At 55.0% G+C, this 18771-nt stretch carries 14 protein-coding genes; 5 read left to right on the top strand and 9 right to left on the bottom strand.

Annotated elements, in window-relative coordinates:
- Positions 1 to 11: 11 nt before the first annotated feature.
- The 4 genes from J7I43_RS23925 to J7I43_RS23940 form a co-directional block, all read right to left on the bottom strand.
- The gene (locus J7I43_RS23925) at positions 12 to 536 is read right to left on the bottom strand and encodes an O-acetyl-ADP-ribose deacetylase (protein ID WP_209148525.1); all 525 of its coding nucleotides are present in this window, start codon (positions 534 to 536) and stop codon (positions 12 to 14) included.
- 303 nt (positions 537 to 839) lie between these two features.
- Entirely contained in the window at positions 840 to 1124 is a 285-nt protein-coding gene (locus J7I43_RS23930) for a hypothetical protein (protein ID WP_209148526.1), read from the bottom strand.
- Between the two features lie 90 nt (positions 1125 to 1214).
- Positions 1215 to 2753: an acyl-CoA carboxylase subunit beta gene (locus J7I43_RS23935; RefSeq protein WP_209148527.1), complete on the bottom strand. Its 1539-nt coding sequence runs from the start codon at positions 2751 to 2753 to the stop codon at positions 1215 to 1217.
- 23 nt (positions 2754 to 2776) lie between these two features.
- Positions 2777 to 3232 carry a hypothetical protein gene (locus tag J7I43_RS23940; protein WP_209148528.1) on the bottom strand — a complete coding sequence of 152 codons (456 nt, stop codon included), beginning with the start codon at positions 3230 to 3232 and terminating at the stop codon, positions 2777 to 2779.
- 111 nt (positions 3233 to 3343) lie between these two features.
- Here J7I43_RS23940 and J7I43_RS23945 point away from each other — a divergent pair, with 111 nt between their 5' ends.
- From J7I43_RS23945 to J7I43_RS23960, 4 genes are all read left to right on the top strand, one after another.
- Entirely contained in the window at positions 3344 to 4315 is a 972-nt protein-coding gene (locus J7I43_RS23945) for a LuxE/PaaK family acyltransferase (RefSeq protein WP_209148529.1), read from the top strand.
- Positions 4316 to 4367: 52 nt separating this feature from the next.
- Positions 4368 to 5225 carry a hypothetical protein gene (locus J7I43_RS23950; RefSeq protein WP_209148530.1) on the top strand — a complete coding sequence of 286 codons (858 nt, stop codon included), beginning with the start codon at positions 4368 to 4370 and terminating at the stop codon, positions 5223 to 5225.
- Between the two features lie 612 nt (positions 5226 to 5837).
- The gene (locus J7I43_RS23955) at positions 5838 to 6476 is read left to right on the top strand and encodes a YceI family protein (RefSeq protein WP_236023469.1); all 639 of its coding nucleotides are present in this window, start codon (positions 5838 to 5840) and stop codon (positions 6474 to 6476) included.
- A 119-nt stretch (positions 6477 to 6595) separates the two neighbouring features.
- Positions 6596 to 7924 (top strand): DEAD/DEAH box helicase, encoded by a 1329-nt coding sequence (locus J7I43_RS23960; protein WP_209148531.1) that lies wholly within the window; start codon positions 6596 to 6598, stop codon positions 7922 to 7924.
- A gap of 2 nt (positions 7925 to 7926) precedes the next feature.
- On the opposite strand, the gene J7I43_RS23965 is transcribed toward J7I43_RS23960, so the two are convergent.
- Positions 7927 to 10125 (bottom strand): B12-binding domain-containing radical SAM protein, encoded by a 2199-nt coding sequence (locus J7I43_RS23965; protein ID WP_209148532.1) that lies wholly within the window; start codon positions 10123 to 10125, stop codon positions 7927 to 7929.
- A gap of 339 nt (positions 10126 to 10464) precedes the next feature.
- On the opposite strand from J7I43_RS23965, the gene J7I43_RS23970 reads away from it, so the two are divergent.
- Positions 10465 to 12468 (top strand): TonB-dependent receptor family protein, encoded by a 2004-nt coding sequence (locus J7I43_RS23970; protein ID WP_209148533.1) that lies wholly within the window; start codon positions 10465 to 10467, stop codon positions 12466 to 12468.
- Positions 12469 to 12564: 96 nt separating this feature from the next.
- On the opposite strand, the gene J7I43_RS23975 is transcribed toward J7I43_RS23970, so the two are convergent.
- From J7I43_RS23975 to J7I43_RS23990, 4 genes are all read right to left on the bottom strand, one after another.
- Positions 12565 to 13194: a response regulator transcription factor gene (locus tag J7I43_RS23975; protein WP_209148534.1), complete on the bottom strand. Its 630-nt coding sequence runs from the start codon at positions 13192 to 13194 to the stop codon at positions 12565 to 12567.
- A gap of 57 nt (positions 13195 to 13251) precedes the next feature.
- Positions 13252 to 16194, bottom strand: coding sequence for a sensor histidine kinase (locus J7I43_RS23980; protein WP_209148535.1), 2943 nt, complete (start codon positions 16192 to 16194; stop codon positions 13252 to 13254).
- 102 nt (positions 16195 to 16296) lie between these two features.
- Positions 16297 to 18204, bottom strand: a complete 1908-nt coding sequence (locus J7I43_RS23985) for an AAA domain-containing protein (RefSeq protein ID WP_209148536.1) — start codon at positions 18202 to 18204, stop codon at positions 16297 to 16299.
- 15 nt (positions 18205 to 18219) lie between these two features.
- On the bottom strand, positions 18220 to 18606 hold the full coding sequence (locus tag J7I43_RS23990; protein ID WP_209148537.1) for a VOC family protein: 387 nt from the start codon (positions 18604 to 18606) through the stop codon (positions 18220 to 18222).
- Positions 18607 to 18771 lie beyond the last annotated feature (165 nt).

Here is an 18771-nt window from a genome sequence, read left to right on the forward strand (position 1 = left end):
ATAGAAAGAAATTACTTGTCCTTTAAAAGGGATTCGTACAGGGCGTAATTTTCATCGTCGAAACAAACGAAAGTAACGGACAGCGGGCCTTCATGCCCATTCAGGAACGCCTTTACCGTGTCTACGGCGATGCGCGCCGCCAGGTCTTTCGGGAAATGGTAAATGCCGGTGCTGATATTGGGAAAGGCGATGGTATGGATATCGTTTTCCACGGCCAGTTTCAGGGAATTCCGGTATGCATTGCCCAGCAGCTGCGGTTCGCCTTTGTCTCCGCCATTCCAAACAGGCCCCACGGTATGGATCACGTATTTAGCTTTCAGGTTGCCGCCGCCGGTGATCACGGCCTCGCCGGTTTTGCAGCCGCCCTGCCGGTTGCGTATCTCGACGCACTCGGCCAGTATTTGCGGCCCGCCCGCACGATGGATCGCACCGTCTACCCCGCCGCCGCCCAGCAGCGACGAATTGGCGGCGTTCACGATCGCGTCGGCGTTTTGTTTCGTGATGTCCCCCTTGACAAGATGGATGCTTTTCCGCATAATGACGCGTTTTACAGTGAAAACATATCCGAAAGGTATGCAAATAATGAATATTTTGTTCACTGATAAAAAGCACGCCTCCGGGGTGGCGACATTTACGGATATGATGGGGAAGGAGGTCTTGACCTGTTTGCCATACAGCTTTCAGGGAACGCGCCGGCTGGTGAAGCGCGCAATCTCGGCGCCCCGCTCAATTCCCCGCAGGACGATTTCGGCATGTGGCTCAACGCGGACGGCAACACGGGTTATTTCAGCAGCAACCGCTATGGAACTGACGACGTGTTCGGGATGGAACGGAAGTGATTACGAAATAGCGTTGATGTAAATGAGCTTGGCAATTACCGAGGCGATAACGATCCCGTAAACAATAAATACCCATCGTTTGCTACCCTTGGCAAGCAACAGGCCGAAGAAGATGAAGAGGAATATCAGCGGGGAAAAAAAATTCATTACTTCGATCGACTGATCGTCAGGTTGCTTGATCGTTTCGTCCCAGGCATATTTGTAAGGCGAAAGACACCCGAAACATAAAGTGAAAAAAAGAACGATGATAAAACAGAGCACCTGGAGCAACTTATTTTCTTTCATGGTATTGCAAAGCTGGCCTTAATAAACGTAACGATTCTGACGTATTGATGTTAAAAATAAAAGCCTCCGTTTTCCGGAGGCTTTTAGTATTTACAACGGAATGTTCCCGTGTTTTTTCTTTGGCATGTTCACCACTTTGTTTTCGAGCATTTTGTAGCCCCTGATGAGTTTTTCCCTCGTTTCTTCGGGCGTCACCACTTCGTCGATATACCCTTTTTCGGCGGCGAGGTATGGGTTGGCGAAACGTTCGGTGTAATCGGCCACGAGCTCGTTCATGCGGGCGTCTTTATTTGCCGCCGCGTCGATCTCTTTTTTGTAGATGATCTCCACCGCGCCTTTCGGCCCCATTACGGCGATCTCCGCCTGCGGGAATGCAAAGTTCAGGTCTGCCCCGATGTGTTTGGAATTCATCACGCAATACGCGCCGCCGTAAGCTTTACGGGTTGTTACGGTGATCTTCGGCACGGTGGCTTCGCTGAGCGCGAAAAGCAGTTTGGCGCCATTGGTGATGATGCCGTTCCATTCCTGGTCGGTGCCGGGAAGGAAGCCGGGCACGTCTACCAGCACCAGCAGCGGGATGTTGAACGCGTCGCAGAAACGCGTGAAACGCGCGCCTTTCACGGACGCGTGAATGTCGAGCACGCCGGCCAGCACGGCGGGCTGATTGGCCACGATGCCGATGCTTCTGCCCGCAACGCGCGCAAAACCGACAATGATATTGTCCGCGAAATCTTTATGTACTTCCAGGAAGCTGCCCGCATCCGTCAGTTCCGCGATCACTTCCTTCATGTCGTAAGGCTGGTTCGGGTTCTCCGGGATCATGTTATTCAGCGCAGGGCGAAGTTCGTTGCCGTTTTCGTAAGGATACACCGGCGCATCGTCTTCACAGTTCTGCGGCATATAACTCAGCAGTTCCTTGATGTTGCGGATACATTCCACTTCGTTGGCGCACGCGAAATGCGTGACGCCGCTTTTGGTGGCGTGGGTATGCGCGCCGCCGAGCGCTTCGCTGGTCACTTCTTCGTGCGTAACGGTCTTTACCACGTTGGGCCCGGTTACGAACATATACGAAGTGTTCTCCACCATCAGGATAAAATCGGTGATGGCGGGCGAATACACGGCGCCGCCCGCACAGGGCCCCATGATGGCGGATATTTGAGGGATCACGCCGGAGGCGCGGGTATTGCGGTAAAAAATATCGGCGTAACCGGCGAGGCTTACCACGCCTTCCTGGATACGCGCGCCGCCGCTGTCGTTCAGGCCGATGAGGGGCGCGCCGTTTTCCATGGCAAGGTCCATCACACGGCAGATCTTGCGGGCATGCGGCTCGGATAGACTGCCCCCGTACACCGTAAAGTCCTGCGAAAACACATACACCAGCCTGCCATTCACCGTGCCGTAACCGGTCACCACCCCGTCTCCGGGAAACTGTTCCTGGTCGGTGGTCATGCCTTTATTGCGGTTGTGCACGAACATGCCCAGTTCCTCGAACGAACCTTCGTCCAGCAAAAGCTGTAATCTTTCACGGGCGGTCAGTTTGCCTTTTTTATGCTGGGAATCGATGCGTGCCTGTCCGCCGCCGAGCTGCGCTTCAGCGATCTTGGACTGTAGTTCCTGGATTTTGCTCATTTTTCAAATGTACGGAAAGCGCCTCAATAGTGGATCGCCACTTTGGGCAGGCGAAGTGTGTCTGATGCGTTGCCGGCCTTGTCCACAATGTACACCTTTAGCTGGCTGGTATCGGGATTGGTGGTGGGTGTGGGATTGTTGCCGCGCAAACGCAGGAAGTTGCTTTCGTTCACATCGCTTACGACGAGGGTAAGCTCCGCTTTCAGCTTGATGCCGCTGTGGGATTCGAGCCCGGGCATCAGCATATAGTCGTATTTGGTGGAATCCTGGCGGTAAATGTCGGTCACGAAAAATTCGCCTTCCGTGTCGCCGTCCCCGTCCTGGAGGTCAAAAATATAGTGGATCTCATGCACGTCGGTGGGGATGTCTTCCATCGTCACGGACTTGAAGGTGAGCACCGGCTTTTTGCCCGCTTCCCCTTCTTTTTTGCAACCGAAGAAAGTAAAGGCGATAGCGGATAAAAGAATTATTTTCTTCATATAACAAACCTACATTAAAATGACCAAAAGGCAAAACACCCTGAATTATAAACGTCAGGTATCGCCGGTTTGTTACATATACCTCCCGGTATTCGTAAATTTGCCATCCAGATGAAGGACCAATTCGCAGACAGGATATTTTCAGCAAAAGACCCGATGGCCCTGGCGCCGGAGCTTTTCCGCTACCAGTACGGGCAGAACGCCATTTACCGGGCGTATGTGGACGCCCTGAAGGTGGACCCGGCGGCCGTACAGCGCGTGGAAGAGGTGCCTTTCCTCCCCATCCGTTTTTTTAAGACCCACCCGGTGGTTTGCGGCGAATTCGAGCCGGAAGCCGTGTTTGAAAGCAGCGGCACCACGCAAACGCAGAACAGCCGCCATTTCGTGAAAGACACGGGGATCTATACACGTAGTTTTACCGATGCTTTCCGGCGGATGTACGGTCCCGCGGAAGACTTTGTGGTGCTGGGCCTGCTGCCTTCCTACCTCGAGCGGCGGCATTCCTCGCTGGTGTTCATGGTTCAGGAAATGATCGCCCGCAGCCGTCATCCCGAAAGCGGGTTTTACCTCTACGAGCACGATAAGCTGGCCGATACGCTGCTGACCCTGGAAGCCCGCCGCCAGCCGGTATTGCTGATCGGCGTCACTTTCGCCCTCCTGGATTTCGCGGAAGCTTACCGCCTTGACCTGGACCATACCATCGTGATGGAAACCGGCGGCATGAAAGGCCGCCGAGAAGAATGGACGCGGGAAGAACTGCACGCTTTTCTCATGGAACGGCTCGGCGTGCCCGCCATCCATGCGGAATACGGCATGACCGAACTGCTCAGCCAGGCGTATTCCAAAGGCCAGGGCCGCTTTTACTGCCCACCCTGGATGAAAGTGCTGCTGCGCGACGAAAACGATCCCTTCGACCTTACCGCTGCTTCCGGCGTGATCAACGTGGTAGATCTCGCCAATATCCACTCCTGCGCGTTCATCGCCACCGACGATATCGGCCGGCTGGGCGCGGACGGCAGCTTCGAAGTGCTCGGCCGGCTCGACCATTCCGCCCTGCGCGGCTGCAGTTTGATGGTCGGTTAGTATGGAGGATTAGAATAATATGTTTACCTTTCGGGAGAATTTCCAGACACCTATGAAAAAACCTATCCTCCTGGCACTGGCAATGATCCTCAGTATGCCGGCCCTTCACGCCCAGCTGCTCAAAAAGCTGACCGGTAAAAAGAAGCAGCCCGCGGAAACCGAAGAGACGATCGACGAAACGTTCCCGCAGGCGCGCGGTTCCGCTAAAAACGCGCAGCCCGAGCCTACGCTCATCATCGGGGGCGACGATGCCGTGAAAATCGATTCCTCCTACGAATACGACTGGGCCGTTTACCAGGAAAGCGAGGCTTTCCAGGGCAGCCAGCGGGTGATAGACGGCGGGGAAGACATCGTGATCTATTACAGCAGCACCCAGGCCGCTTTCAGCATACAGCTCAAAAGCCGCAGCACCGGCACCAAATATCATTTTTACGGGGATTTCGGGAAAGAATCGCAGCTGATGCTGGCCGGGGTGGGCGGCATTGCCAGCGGAGACAAAACGCGGCTGCAGCTGGAAGGCATGGAGCCGGTATACCCCGGCGAGATCGGCTACCTCAGCCAGCTGACGCGCACAGGCAGCAAAAAAGTGATCGCCGGCGTGGCCTGCGAGGAATATGTGGCGCACAACCTCCGGCAAGACCCCCGGGTGGTGAACACCAATCATTCCAAAGTAACTGCCTACGTCTGGATACCCATGGACCCGCACGCCGTTTTCCCCGGCTACAGCCTGATGCCGGAACATTTCAAGATACAGATCGAACGGATGCGCATAGCAGGCTCCTACCCGCCGGTAGTGATGCCGCTGGAAATGTTCCTGGAATACGGTAACGGGGATAAGGTTTTCACCCATACCACGCACATCATCGTGAATGAAAGGAGGAAGGTGGAATTGGGCGACATCAATAAATAAATACCCTGTACGCGCACCCGGAAGGGCGTTTGCAAAGGTTCTTTCATGGGGGATTCGGACAGACCTTCGTGTACATGCCCGCCTGGCAAACGACGGACAATTTATGATGAAAAAAATCTGGATCTGTGGGTCGGGCGCTGTTTTGGTTTCACGTTAATGGCCGCACGCTGCGGAAAGAGCGCAATATAAACAGTATTGGTATACTGAATTTAACAAGATCGGGGCTTATAAACTATTTTATCTTTCGGCAGATTATCCGTATATTCTGGAAAAGGCGAAAGCCGGTCGCAATGACCGGCTTTCCATAAGCTGAGCGAAGGTTTCCGTTCAATACGTTCAGCTGAAAACAGGGGTTCCCGGATGAATACGGTGGAGGGTAAACGACGGATGAAAGACCGGCCCTGCATGTACTGGAATGGCGGAAGCGCACATGCGGATTGCTGCCTCTAAAGTATATGCTGAAGTGTAAAACTTATGTGAAATGTTTGTGAAGCAAATGCTAAAGTAGCCGTAGTAATCCGGGGGGAATCTACCCGTATTGCAGGATTATGTAAATTGGGACAGATTTTTGATCTTACACTGCGAACCAATTTTTTTTTAAAACCAGACCAAATGCGACGTTTAGCCACTTTATTATTCATCAGCGGAGCGGCCATCCTGATGTCCTTCGCTGCGCCAGCCAGCGAGAACCCTGCAAAACCTGCCGTACACGCCCGGAAAACATATGCAGTTTACCAGGTAGACCACCAGCAGAGCAAACTGACCTGGAACGCCAAAAAAATGACCGGCTCCCATGCCGGCGCCATCAGCGTAGCCGCCGGGCAGCTCAATATCGATAACAACGTGCTGAAAGGCGGCAGCTTTACGCTGGACACTAAGAGCATCACCGTTACCGACATCACCAATGCCGATATGAACGGCAAATTGGTGGGCCACCTGAAAAGCGACGATTTCTTTTCCGTGGAAAAACACCCCACCGCCACGTTCGTGATCACCAGCGCCACTTCCAAAGGCGGCGGCAATTACGACGTAACCGGCAACCTGACCATCAAAGGCATCACCAACGCGGTTTCTTTCCCCGCTACCGTGGCCGTTTCAGGCGGTAAAGCCACCGCAAAGGCGACCGTAACGGTAGACCGTACCAAGTTCGATATCAAGTACCGCTCCAAGAACTTCTTCGAAAACCTGGGCGATAAAGCGATCTACGACGACTTTACGCTCGACGTAACGCTTGTGGCCAACGCCAAATAATCCGCGCTTTTCAGCGATAAGGGACCATCCGGGCATACCGGGCGGTCCCTTTTTTATGCCCGTACGGCGCGAAAAGGTCAAATTGGCGTACTTTTGCGGCTTAATCGTACCGGCACACTATGACTTTCAACGATCTGAACCTGAACAAACCGCTGCTTGCAGCCCTGCAAGACCTGAACGTGACCACGCCTACCACCATCCAGCAAAAGGTGTTTTCCGTGGTTATGAGCGGGCAGGACGTATGCGGCATCGCGCAAACGGGCACGGGCAAAACCTTTGCTTACCTGCTGCCCTGCCTGCGCCAGTGGTCGTTTACCAAAGACCGTTTCCCGCAGATCCTCGTAGTAGTGCCCACCCGCGAGCTGGTAGCGCAGGTAGTGGAATCCGTGAAAAAACTCACGCCGTACATGAACGTGGAAGTGGCGGGTTTTTACGGCGGCACCAATATGAACCCGCAAATGGCGACCGCCGAAGGCAAACTGGACGTGGTAGTGGCTACGCCCGGCCGGCTGGTGGACATCGTGCTGAGCGGCGCGCTCAAACTCAAGAACATCAAAAGACTGGTGATCGACGAAGTGGACGAAATGCTGAACCTCGGCTTTCGCACACAGCTCAAAAACATTCTCGATCTGCTGCCCGCAAAAAGGCAGAACCTGATGTTTTCCGCCACCATCACCCCGGAGGTGGAAGCGCTCATCACCGAATTTTTCAATCACCCCGCCGTAATCGAAGCCGCGCCCGCGGGCACTCCGCTGGCAAACATCGCGCAGAGCGTTTACCATGTTCCCAACTTCAACACAAAAGTGAACCTGCTGGAATTGCTGCTGAAAGAACGGGCAGACATGAGCAAGGTATTGCTTTTCGTGTCTACCAAACAACTGGCGGACCAGCTGTTTGAAAGCCTCGAGGCAGACATGCCGGGCAAAGTGGGGGTGATACATTCCAACAAAGAGCAGAACTACCGTTTTAATTCCGTGAACCAGTTCCAGAACGGCACTTTCAGGCTGCTGATCGCAACGGACATCATCGCGCGCGGGCTGGACATTTCAGAGGTCACGCACGTGATCAATTTCGATATGCCCGAAGTGCCGGAAAGTTATGTGCACCGCATCGGGCGTACCGGGCGGCAAGACAAAGAGGGCATCGCCATCAGTTTTGTAACGGAGAAGGAAATGGAGCAGCTTGAAAAAGCGGAAGCGGTGATGAATTATCAAGTGCCGGTAACGCCATTGCCTGAAAATTTAGAGATCTCTACGGTGCTTACCAAAGCCGAAATTCCTGAAACGATCGTGCCGAACATTGCGCTGAAACAGCCAAAACGCGAATCCGGCGGGGCTTTTCATGAAAAGTCGGCGAAGAATAAAAAAGTGAACGTGAAGGTGAGCCACAAGGACAAAATGATGAAAAAATACGGCAAACCGAAAACGCGCGGCGGTAAAAAACGTTGATCCTACAAATTCAATAGCCCGAATTTATACAGGTTGTTCACGGGTTTGTTGTCCCAGAAAAGCTCGAAATCTTCCAGCCCCGCCGCGGCGTAGCTGTCTTTCACTTCCTGCAGCGTAAGCGTTTTGGGCTGGTCCACGGAAGCCTTCTCCAGTATGCCGGCCAGCCATTGGCCCTGTTGCGGGTCCACATTGATATTGATCTTTTCTTTCCGGTTCTGGAATGTGAGGGAAGTTACTTCCCAGGTATTGCCTTTTTTGCTTTTGGTATAAGTTTCGAGCATGGGTTTTTTGCCGAGCCACACGATTTTAGCGGTGGGTTTGGCGGAAGCGAAGCGGTCTTCCAGCAGCGCGTTCACGATGTAATCGGGCGCTATCCTCGTTTTCGGCACTTTGAACTCGAACCATTTCTGCAATGGATCATCCAGGCAAATGCCGTGCATGAAATTAAACAGCGATTTTTTGAGGCCGAAACTGAATGCTCCGTGATCGGCGCCGCTTTCGTCGATATGCTGGAGGTCGTTGTTGGCGAAAGCGCCCAACGCTTCGTTTTCCTTGCGCACTTTGAATTTCGCGGGCTCGAGGCCCACGGGGCTGTGGGCCGTCATGGTGAAAAGGTGCCAGAAGGCGGATTGTAATATGCCCGCTTTGAACATCTGCCGCACCATTTCGAGCGAATCGATGGTTTCCTGCGCGGTTTGAGTCGGGAAGCCGAACATCAGGTAAGCGTGCACCATAATGCCGGCTTCGGTGAAGTTGCGGTTCACCTGCGCCACCTGCGCCACGGTAATGCCTTTCTGTATCAGTTCCAGCAGCCTGTCTGAAGCCACTTCCAGCCCGCCGCTCACCGCGATGCAGCCGGATTCTTTCAGCAACAGGCAAAGGTCGCGCGTGAAACTTTTTTCGAAACGGATGTTCGTCCACCAGCTTACGGTCAGTTTCCTGCGGATGATCTCCAGCGCCAAAGCCCGCATCAGCGCGGGCGGCGCGGCTTCGTCCACGAAATGGAAGCCGGTTTCGCCGGTTTGTTCGATGATCTCCTCTATCCTGTCAACCAGCAGCGACGCGGCCACCGGCTCGTACAAACGGATGTAATCGAGCGAAATATCGCAGAAGGTGCATTTGCCCCAATAACAGCCATGGGCCATGGTGAGCTTGTTCCAGCGGCCGTCGCTCCACATGCGGTGCATCGGGTTCACCACTTCTATCGCGGAAATGTATTTGTCTAAAAGAAAATCGCTGTAGTCCGGCGTGCCTACCTGCCCCTGTTTATAATCGGTGCAGCTTTGATTGTTGAAATACGTTACTTCGCCGTTTACCAGCATAAACGTGCGTTTCAGTTCCTCCTGCTTTTTGGCGCCGGTGATAAAACCGTAGAGGTTTTCGATGGGCGCTTCCCCGTCGTCCAGCGTAATAAAATCATAAAATTCAAACACGCGCGCGTCGCTGAGCGAGCGCAGTTCCGTATTGGCAAAACCTCCGCCCATCGCCACTTTCACGCCCGGGTATTTTTTTTTGATCCACTGGCCGCAGCGCAGCGAAGTGTAAAGGTTGCCGGGAAAAGGGACGGAAATGGCTACCATGGCAGGTTGTACGGTTTCCATCCGTTTGGAGAGCAAACGGATAAGTATCTCGTCGATGTACGTGTAAGGTTGCTGCAGCGCTTCGTACAGTTCGTCGAAACTGTTGGCGGAGCGCGCCAGTTTTTCGGCGTAACGGCTGAAACCGAAATGTTCGTCCACGCATTCCATGATCAGGTCGCTCAGGTCTTCCAGGTACATGGTGGCGAGGTGTTTGGCCTTGTCTTGCGTGCCCATGGAGCCGAAGGCCCAGCTAAGGTCTTCCAGCTGCGCGAAGCGGCCGGCTTCCGGGAGGAAATCGCGTTTGCAGATGCGGTGCGCCAGGGTAGGGTTGTGACCTTGCAGGAAACGCACCACATCGTCTACCGTGTGAATATAATCGTCCTGCAAAGCGATAATGCGGGAAACGTTTTCGGAAACCGGTTTATCGTGGCGGCTCACGCGTTCGAACAACGTTTGCAGCCCGTTTTGGGAAAACAGCGCAAGCGTAACCTCGATACCCAGGTCCGCCTGGAAAGCCGGGATATTTTTGGTATTCAGAAAACCTTTCAGGTAGGCTGTGGCCGGGTAAGGCGTGTTCAGCTGTGTAAAAGGCGGTGTGATCAGGAAAACGGGTGCGCTCAAGTTCAAATCGGTTTAAACCGCAAAAATATCACTAATTCGTTAAACGGTTCGCGTCAGTTTGCCGGCTGTATCAAAATAGGGGCGCCGGCTTGATGGTATTTTGCTTTTTGAGCGGAATCGTGGCCCAAAATTGCCGTGAAATAGCCGGGAAACCGCCAGGGTTAATAAAAGAGATACAGGCGAGACGGAGTTGAGCGGGACAGGAGCCGGACTTGATCCGTGCGCCGGGAGGTTAATATCCTATCAGATATGAGGGCCTGCATTACCGGTCTTCCATGTCGCATACGATCCATTAAAGCGGATTTCCTATTTTGCGGCCTTATGGCTCCCATTAAAACCTTGACGACCCTTTTTGCCGTGGCGGTTTCCTTTCCCGCCCTGGCACAAACCGATACAACCACCCTGGGCGGCATCACCGTGCATGGATATTCACAGCAACGCGCGCTGAGCGCGGTGCCCGCGGCCGTGAGCCTCGTGCGCCCGCAGGATCTGCAAAGGCTTTCGGGGCAATCTATTTTGCCCGCGCTCAATACCCTGCCGGGCGTGAGAATGGAAGAACGTTCGCCCGGCAGCTACCGGCTCAACATCCGCGGCAGTTCCCTGCGCTCGCCGTTCGGGGTGCGCAATGTGAAAATGTATTACAACGGCCTGCCTTTCACCGATCCGGGCGGCAATACTTACCTGAACCAGTTCGCGCTTGGCAATTTCACCGATATGGAGATCCTGAAAGGCCCCGGCAGCAGCCTGTACGGCGCGGGCACAGGCGGCGTGCTGCTGGCAGACAGCGATTTCGGGGAAACCGACCGTTTTACCGCGGGTTATACGGGCGGCAGTTTCGGCAGTCATTTACTGACGGGCAAAGGCAGCTGGGGAAACGACGTGTTCCGGCAGCAGGCATTGCTCAGCTGGCAGGAATCGAACGGTTACCGCGCGCAGACTTACATGAACCGCAAGGTGGCGGGTTGGGGCGGACAGTGGAAACCCAACACCAAAGCCACTTTAGAAGGATATGTGTTGTACGGCGACCTGTTTTATGAAACGCCGGGCGGCCTTACGCTGGCGCAATATGAAGCAGACCGGAAACAGGCAAGGCCCGCGGGAGGCGGTTTTCCTTCCGCGCCGGACGCACATGCGGCTATCCGCCAGCAAACCATTTGGGGCGGCGCGCAGTTCGGCTACCGCTGGAACGAGCACTGGCAGCAGACCACCGGCGTGTATGGCGCATTCAGCACCGTGGAAAACCCGACCATCCGCAATTACGAGAAACGCAGGGAACCGCATTTCGGCGGAAGGACCGTATTCACTTATTCACGTTCCGTTTTGCGCGTGCTGGCCGGCGCGGAAGCGCAGCACGGGAATTTCTCCACGAAAGTGTTCACGAACGCAGACGGGGAAGCGGGCGTGTTGCAGACGGACGACAAGGTCAACAATACCATCTATTCGCTTTTCCTTCAGCCTGAATTGCTGCTGCCGCATGGCTGGACGATCACGGCGGGCATTAGTATGAACAATAACCGTACGGCCTTCACGCGTTTGTCTGAAACGCCGGCATTCCGTTTCACCAGCCGTTACAAAAACGAATGGGCGCCAAGACTGGCGGTCATGAAGCAGTTCGACGCATGGGCGAATGTATACGCGATCGTGTCCAAAGGTTTCAGCCCGCCCACGGTGGCCGAGCTGCTGCCCAGCACGAGCGTGATCAACACGACGCTGCAGGCGGAGAAAGGCTGGAACTACGAAGCCGGCGTTCGCGGCGGCGGGAAAAACGGTTTCTGGTACGACGTGAACGTTTTCTGGTTCCGCCTGCAGGACGCGATCGTGCAGCGGAGAGACGCCGCCGGCGCGGATTATTTCGAGAATGCCGGGGCCACCACGCAGAAAGGTTTTGAAGCGTTGCTGCTGTACCGTTTCAACAATTTGCTCGCGCTTCGCGGGGCATACACCTTTCATCATTTCCGGTACGACGAGTTTCGCCAGCAGGATAAAGTGTACGACGGCAACGCGCTTCCCGGCACGCCCGCGCACACCGTTGCAGCTACCGCGGATGTCAACGTCACGCGCGCGCTGGGGCTTTTCCTTACCTATCAATACAACAGCGACACCTGGCTGAACGACGCCAATACCGATAAAGCAACATCCTTCCACCTGTTAAGCGTAAAGGCACAGTATACATTTGACCGGAACGATAAATGGCAGGCGGCAGTGTTTGCGGGAGCGGATAACCTGCTCGACGAAAAATACAGTCTTGGCAACGACATCAACGCCGCCGCGGGCCGTTATTACAACGCCGCTCCGGGCCGTAATTTTTATGCGGGTTTCAGGATCGGGCTCCATGGAAAATAACGAACCCGGGCTTGCTTGCGCTGCCCGGGCCGTGCTTTGCGATACTAGGGAAAAATAGGACGTAAGCATGATTTCCGTTCATGCATTAAAATAACGTCAGGGTTGTTTTTTGTATTTGCCTGAAATGAGCGCGTGGCGGCTGTTCACTTCCAGTTTTTGATAGATGTTCTTGATGTGTGTTTTCACCGTTTCAAGGGAAATATCGAGCCGGATGGCGGTTTCTTTGTTGGTAAGCCCTTCTTCAATGGCCTGGAGTATCTGCGCTTCGCGCGGGGTGAGTTTTTCTTCCAGGTCTTCGGCCGATCTCGGGTTAAAATATGCTACCACTTTGCGGGCCACGCCGGGCGACATTGGCGCGCCGCCATCGCGCAGGCTGATGAGGCCTTCCCTGATCTTTTGCAGGGGCGTTTGTTTCAGCAGGTAACCGGTTGCGCCGGCGCAAAGCGCCTGGAATATTTTTTCAGGATCGTCGTACACCGTGAGCATCACTACCTGGCAGCGGGGCGAGCGGCGTTTGATGCGCTGAATGCCCTGTATGCCCGATTCGCCGGGCAGCCCGATGTCTGACAATACCATGTCGAGTTTTACCTGTTCGTCCCATGCTTCCATGAAAGACACCACATCGCCTTTGCTTACGGCGCAAGTGAATCCCGGCTGCCGCGAAAAGTACTCCGTCAGCGTTTGCCTGATCTCTGCATCGTCTTCCAGGATTCCCAGGTAAATCATGCTGTAAAGATGTGTATTAAGGGTGAAAGTATCTCTCCCTCTTTTGGGGGAGGAAATTTACCAGGGTACAGACAGCCTGACCTTGAAAGCGCCTTTCCCGGCGCAGGTTTCCAGTTCCCCTTTCATGCGCCCCGCCCGCAGCTTCATATGCTGCAGGCCCTGCCCGCCCTGGTAAGCGCCCATCGAGCGCGGCGGTTCTTCGCAGGGATTCTGCACGGTCAGTTCCAACCGTTTGCCGAAATGAAGATGAATGTTCACGGCGCCTTCGGAAGCATACCGCGCCGCATTGTTCACTGCTTCTTTAAAAATGAGGAAAAAATTCTGACGGATGATCTGGCTGAGCGGCTTGTCTTCATACCCGCCCGTTACCTGGAAAGAACAGCCCAGCTCGAGTTCCTGCTGCAGCTTCACGATGTAATCCCGCATACGGCTCACGAGATCGGCGGCCGTGTCGAACCGCGCGTCGATAGACCATACCATATCGCTCATGGTGGTGAGCGCATCGCGGCTGGTATCGGCGATCTTTTGAAGGGCGGGCGCGTTTTCTTCTTTCATGCGCAGCAGGTCTGCCTGGAAATAAATGCGGGTGAGCGAGCTGCCCACTTCGTCGTGCAGGTCGCCGGCTATTTTGGTGCGCAGCTGTTGCTCCCTCAGCAATTGCCGCAAACGGTAACGGTAAACGAGCCAGATGGCGCATACGGCGAACAGCAGCGCCAGTGTGCGGAACCACCAGGTCTGGTACCAGGCGGGCAACACGGTAAGCGGCATAGTGAGCAGCGTTTGCGTGGCATTGCCTGGCGAAGAGCGGGCGGCGAGCTGTACTAGGTATTCACCGGGATCGAGGCCCGCGAAGCTGATCTCCGGCTGCCTGCCCAGTTCTTTCCAGTCTTCATCTTTCAGCCGGTAGAAATATTGCAGCTGCCGCATTTCCTGGTCAGGCCCGCCGAAACGCAGCGAAAAATATTCGGTGCGGGGCGGCACCCGCAGGGCTTTAACAGTGCGGTAAGGCAGCGTGTAGTCCTGCACCTGGCCCCGGTGACTGCTGGTGGTGAAACTGGTGAAATACAGCAGGGGAAAGCTTTGCGCCGTATCGGCGGCCAGCAGCTGGTTGGGGTCGAATGCGGTGAAACCGTTGATGGTGCCGAAATACATCTTATCCCCGTCCTGCAGCGCGGCGGAGTGGTTAAATTCGTTGGAAGGAAGTTTGTTCAGCCGGGAAAAATTACGCGCCGCATACGTAACCGTATGCACCAGGCTCAGGCCATGGTCCGTTCCGGCAACGGCATACGGCCCGGCTAACAGTACCGAATATACGGCGTTTCCTGCCAGCCCGTTGCCGGTGCCGATCGTGGCGGTCAGTTTTCCCTGCATGTCCGTCACCAATATACCGCGGCCATTCGTGCCCGCCCAGATATGATCGTTCACTTCACGCAGGCAATACACGCCTGTTTCCGGCTGCCCTTCCGGCACCCGGGTAATTTTTCCCGAACGGGCATCGAAAATAAAAAGCCCGGCGCCCGTGGCGATATATTTCAGGGAACCTTTGGCCAGTACCTGGAAAACTTTCGCAGTCATGATACGTTTGTTGGCGTACAAGCCGGGAACCGGCACTATACGGCCTTTACGCGCGTTGAGCAGGTAAAGGCCGCTGTAGGTGCCCACCCACGCCAGCGAATCGTTTTCGCGGTAAAGGCTCACTACGTAGCGGGTTTGCGAAGTAAGACCGCCGGCGGGGTCTTTCCTGAGAGGGCTGAACGCCAGCGACGAAGGATCGAGCCACATCAGCCCGTCTCCTTCCGTGCCCGCCAGCAGTGAATCTTTGCCCCAGGGCAGCAGGGTGTAAATAAACCGCTGCGCGATGGGCGTAATGCGGCCGGTCTTTTCGTCGAGCAGGGTGAGCCCGTCGCGGTAATTGCCGATGATCCAGGAACTGTCTGCCCGGCGGTAGATGCAGCGCACGCTGTACGGCACGGTTTCGGAGGAAGCGGTGCCGAGATAATTATGAAACGGGGTGCTGACGGGCTCCAGCACTGCAATGCCTTTGTTGAAGCTGAAATATGTTTTTTCTGCCCGGCCGGGAAACATCAGCATGCCCGCGTTGGTAAAATGCTGCAGCACTTCGGGCTCCGTTTCCATGGACTGCCCCGTTTCCGGATCGAGGGCGATGAAGCCATATTTATTGATGTATACGCCAACATTATCGTTCTGCAAATTGAAAAAACTGACCTTGCGCTGTGTGGCAAGCGAATCGTTGAGCGGGTGTTTCCAGCGGGAAACTTTGCCGGTTTTGATATCGCCGGTATACACGCCGTCGTTGGAAACATTGAATATCACCTTCCCGCTTTTGTGAAACAATACGCGGTCGGTGATGGCGTCCTTTAAATCCGCGGAAGGAAAAAAACGCACGATCTTTTGCCCGCGCAGCACGGCGAAGCGCCCGTTCACCAGGGCCCACAGTTCGCCGTCCACCGGCTCGAATACGGCGCCCAGCTGCACGTCGGGGCCGGGTATGAGTTTTCTGAAATCGGCCACCGTAACCAGTTTGCCGTTGCTGACGCGGTATAATACGCCGTTGTTGGAGATGACGTAAATGGAGCCGTCTTTTCCTTCGCAGATGATCCGCACGTAAAGGCTTTCTTTTGAACCGGGATGGAATTGCCAGCTCACGGCTTTCCATGTGTGCAGGTCGATCATGGTGAGACCGTTGGGAGAGCCGGCCCAGATGCGGTCCCGCCCGTCTGCCAGCAGGCAGTTGATAGCGTTGCTGATGATGGCGGGTTTGCTGAAGAGGTCGAACGTGAGCAGGCGGTTGCCGTCGTACCGGTGAAGGCCGCTGCTGGTAGTGAACCAGATGATCCCTTTCCTGTCTTCCGCCACGTGGGTGATGCTAACATCGCGCAGGGAAGCGGGCAGGTCCAGGAAACGGAACCGCAGGCCCTCGTGCGCATGCAGCAACGACGGTAACAGGAACAGGCAGCAAAATATCCAGGTGCGGGTCATGGTTCTCGCATGGTTGGGAAAGCGTTCCGGAAATTCACAGGATATTGCAGGATTATATCGGCAGGTCACCGCTTTCTCCGGATAAAAATACGATTTAACGCCCTAATTTTCCATGTATTCCCATGCGCTGCGGTATGCGTCGCGCGCTTCGGCGTAAGCGATAAAATCGGCGTAAAAGGGGAATTGCGAAAGCGTGGCGCTGTCGCCGATCACCACCAGTTTTTTGCGCGCGCGCGTCATGGCTACGTTCATCCTCCGTACGTCCGACAAAAAACCGATCTTGTTTTCGGTGTTGCTGCGCGTCATGCTGATGTACACCACGTCGCGCTCCTGCCCCTGGAAACTGTCGATCGTGTTCACGGAGATGCGGTCGCCGTAAGCTTTCAGCTCCGGCGAATGTTCGAGCTGCTCCTTCAGCAGGTAGATCTGTTCCCGGTACGGCGATATCACGGCGATGCCGGGAAAGTTTTCTTTGCTGTAATGTGTGCTCAATGTGCCGACCAGCTGGCGGAGATGTTTGAAAAGGAACGCGGCTTCTTCGGGATTGCTCGTGCTGGTGCCTTCCGTTTTTTCATCGAACCCGCAACCGGCCGTATCCACGAACACCAACGGGGTTTCGGTGGGGTGCAGCAGGTGGTCCGCCACGGAAGCGTGCGCTTTGAGTTTGTCTTTATAAAAAATGGACGAGGAATATCCCATGATGGTGGCATGCATGCGGTATTGTTCTTCCAGCATCACCACGGCTTCGGGATAAAGCGCGGTGCATTTTTCGAGCAGGGTGGTACTGAGCCCTTTGCGCGCCGCTTCGTCGGATTTAACGGTGGGGGACAATTGGTGATGATCGCCCGCCAGCACTACTTTTTGCGCTTTGAGCACGGGTATCCAGCATGCCGGTTCCAGCGCCTGGCCCGCTTCGTCGATCACGACGGTGTGGTACTGCCGGCCGCGGACGGTGTAGTGATTGGCGCCTACCAGCGTGGCGGTTACCACCTGGGCTTTGGCGATCACATCGTCGATGATATACTGTTCGGTGTTTTCGACGGATTTGAGGATGTTCCTTGCTTCGGCGAACAGTGCTTTGCGTTGCTCGCGCTCCGACCTGCCGAAATTGCGTTTGTATTTGTGCGCCATGTCGCGGAACTCGTTGGCTTGTTTTTTCAGGCGTTTGATCTCCTTGCTGGAAGGATGTTCGGCGATCTTGCTGTCCAGCGTGAGGGCAGTGAGTTTTTCGGACACTCGTGCCGGGTTGCCCACGCGCAAAACGTTCAGGCCTTCTTCAAAGAGTTTTTCGCTGAGCAGGTCTACTGCGGTATTGCTGGGCGCCACCACCAGCACCTGCTGCGGTTGCTGTGCGATGAGGGCTTTGATGGCCTGCACCAGCGTGGTGGTTTTGCCGGTGCCGGGAGGGCCGTGTACGATGGCGATATCGTTGGCGGAAAGGATCATTTGCACGGCTTCCCGCTGCGAGTTGTTGAGGCGCGCATGCTGGAAAGGCGGCGTGCCGGCATGAAAAGAAGGCGCCTGTGTGCCGGTGAGGATGCGGACGAGCCTGCCTTCATTGGTTTTTTCGGCGAGCGCGGCGGCCTGTTTGAGGGCGTTCTGCATTTCGTCGTAGCTGTTGTCGTCGAACAGCAGGTCGACGCCGAGCTTGCCATCGTCCGCCCAATCCGGCAGTTCGTCCGTGCGCAGCGTGAGTTTCAGACGGTTGCCGCTTTGCCAGGAAATAACGCCTTCCACGTGATGTTCTTTCGGATTGTGATGCGAGAACAACATGGCGGCGGCGCCGAAACGCAGCTGGTGCACGATCTCCTGGTGGGTGGTGCGTTCCATTTCCACGGTCAGGTAATCGCCGCGGCTCATTTCGGAGCCGCGGATGGCGATGGGGTACCAGGTAAGGCCGTTCGCCCGCCTGACGGCCACCGGTGAGGTTTCCGTAAGCTGGCGATAGTTCCTTTTATCTTCTTCCTTTTCGATTTTTAACAGCTCCTGCAGCCTTGCAAAATAATCCATCGCGCGAAGGTACGATTACTTTTCGTCCTCCTGCAACACGGAAAGGATGTTGCCCGCGGGGTCTTTGAACCACGCGATCACCGGCCCGTTGCCGCGCATGATGCCTTTTTTGTCCGTTTTCAGGTCGCCTTCGTTGTAATGCTCGAACTGAACGCCTTTCTGCATGAGCGCATCCACGGCCTCGTCCACGTCTTTCACCGGGAAGTTGAGAATAGTGAAGGAAGCTGGCGTGTGGTTGGGTTTCGGGTAGATGAGTATGTTGGCGCCGCCTTTTATGCTGAGGTTCAGCGTGCCCATTTCACCGTCCTGTACGTTGAGGCCAAGCGTTTGGCCGTAGAACTGTTTTGCTTTTTCGAGGTCATTCACGGAAAAACTGCTGAATGCTTTGGTGTCTTTGAACATAAGCCTGGTTTTTTTTATAAAGTTACGGGCTTAGGATGAATGAAAGGAGGGGTGATTGAGGCAAATTGGGTGGCGGAATTGGCAACAGCAGTGGGTTTACGGTTGTTGTGAAAAGAAAAGCCGCCTGTTTTTGCAGGCGGCTTTCCGTATACGGCAACGTTGTTT

Origin of the sequence: Chitinophaga chungangae (genome assembly GCF_017742215.1) — a bacterium.
Taxonomy (GTDB): Bacteria; Bacteroidota; Bacteroidia; order Chitinophagales; family Chitinophagaceae; genus Chitinophaga; species Chitinophaga chungangae.

Bases quoted from the DNA above. Each gene is read 5' to 3' on its own strand.
- J7I43_RS23925 (WP_209148525.1), bottom strand. From the start codon at position 536: ATGCGGAAAAGCATCCATCTTGTCAAGGGGGACATCACGAAACAAAAC.
- J7I43_RS23930 (WP_209148526.1), bottom strand. From the start codon at position 1,124: ATGAAAGAAAATAAGTTGCTCCAGGTGCTCTGTTTTATCATCGTTCTT.
- J7I43_RS23935 (WP_209148527.1), bottom strand. From the start codon at position 2,753: ATGAGCAAAATCCAGGAACTACAGTCCAAGATCGCTGAAGCGCAGCTC.
- J7I43_RS23940 (WP_209148528.1), bottom strand. From the start codon at position 3,232: ATGAAGAAAATAATTCTTTTATCCGCTATCGCCTTTACTTTCTTCGGT.
- J7I43_RS23945 (WP_209148529.1), top strand. From the start codon at position 3,344: ATGAAGGACCAATTCGCAGACAGGATATTTTCAGCAAAAGACCCGATG.
- J7I43_RS23950 (WP_209148530.1), top strand. From the start codon at position 4,368: ATGAAAAAACCTATCCTCCTGGCACTGGCAATGATCCTCAGTATGCCG.
- J7I43_RS23955 (WP_236023469.1), top strand. From the start codon at position 5,838: ATGCGACGTTTAGCCACTTTATTATTCATCAGCGGAGCGGCCATCCTG.
- J7I43_RS23960 (WP_209148531.1), top strand. From the start codon at position 6,596: ATGACTTTCAACGATCTGAACCTGAACAAACCGCTGCTTGCAGCCCTG.
- J7I43_RS23975 (WP_209148534.1), bottom strand. From the start codon at position 13,194: ATGATTTACCTGGGAATCCTGGAAGACGATGCAGAGATCAGGCAAACG.
- J7I43_RS23980 (WP_209148535.1), bottom strand. From the start codon at position 16,194: ATGACCCGCACCTGGATATTTTGCTGCCTGTTCCTGTTACCGTCGTTG.
- J7I43_RS23985 (WP_209148536.1), bottom strand. From the start codon at position 18,204: ATGGATTATTTTGCAAGGCTGCAGGAGCTGTTAAAAATCGAAAAGGAA.
- J7I43_RS23990 (WP_209148537.1), bottom strand. From the start codon at position 18,606: ATGTTCAAAGACACCAAAGCATTCAGCAGTTTTTCCGTGAATGACCTC.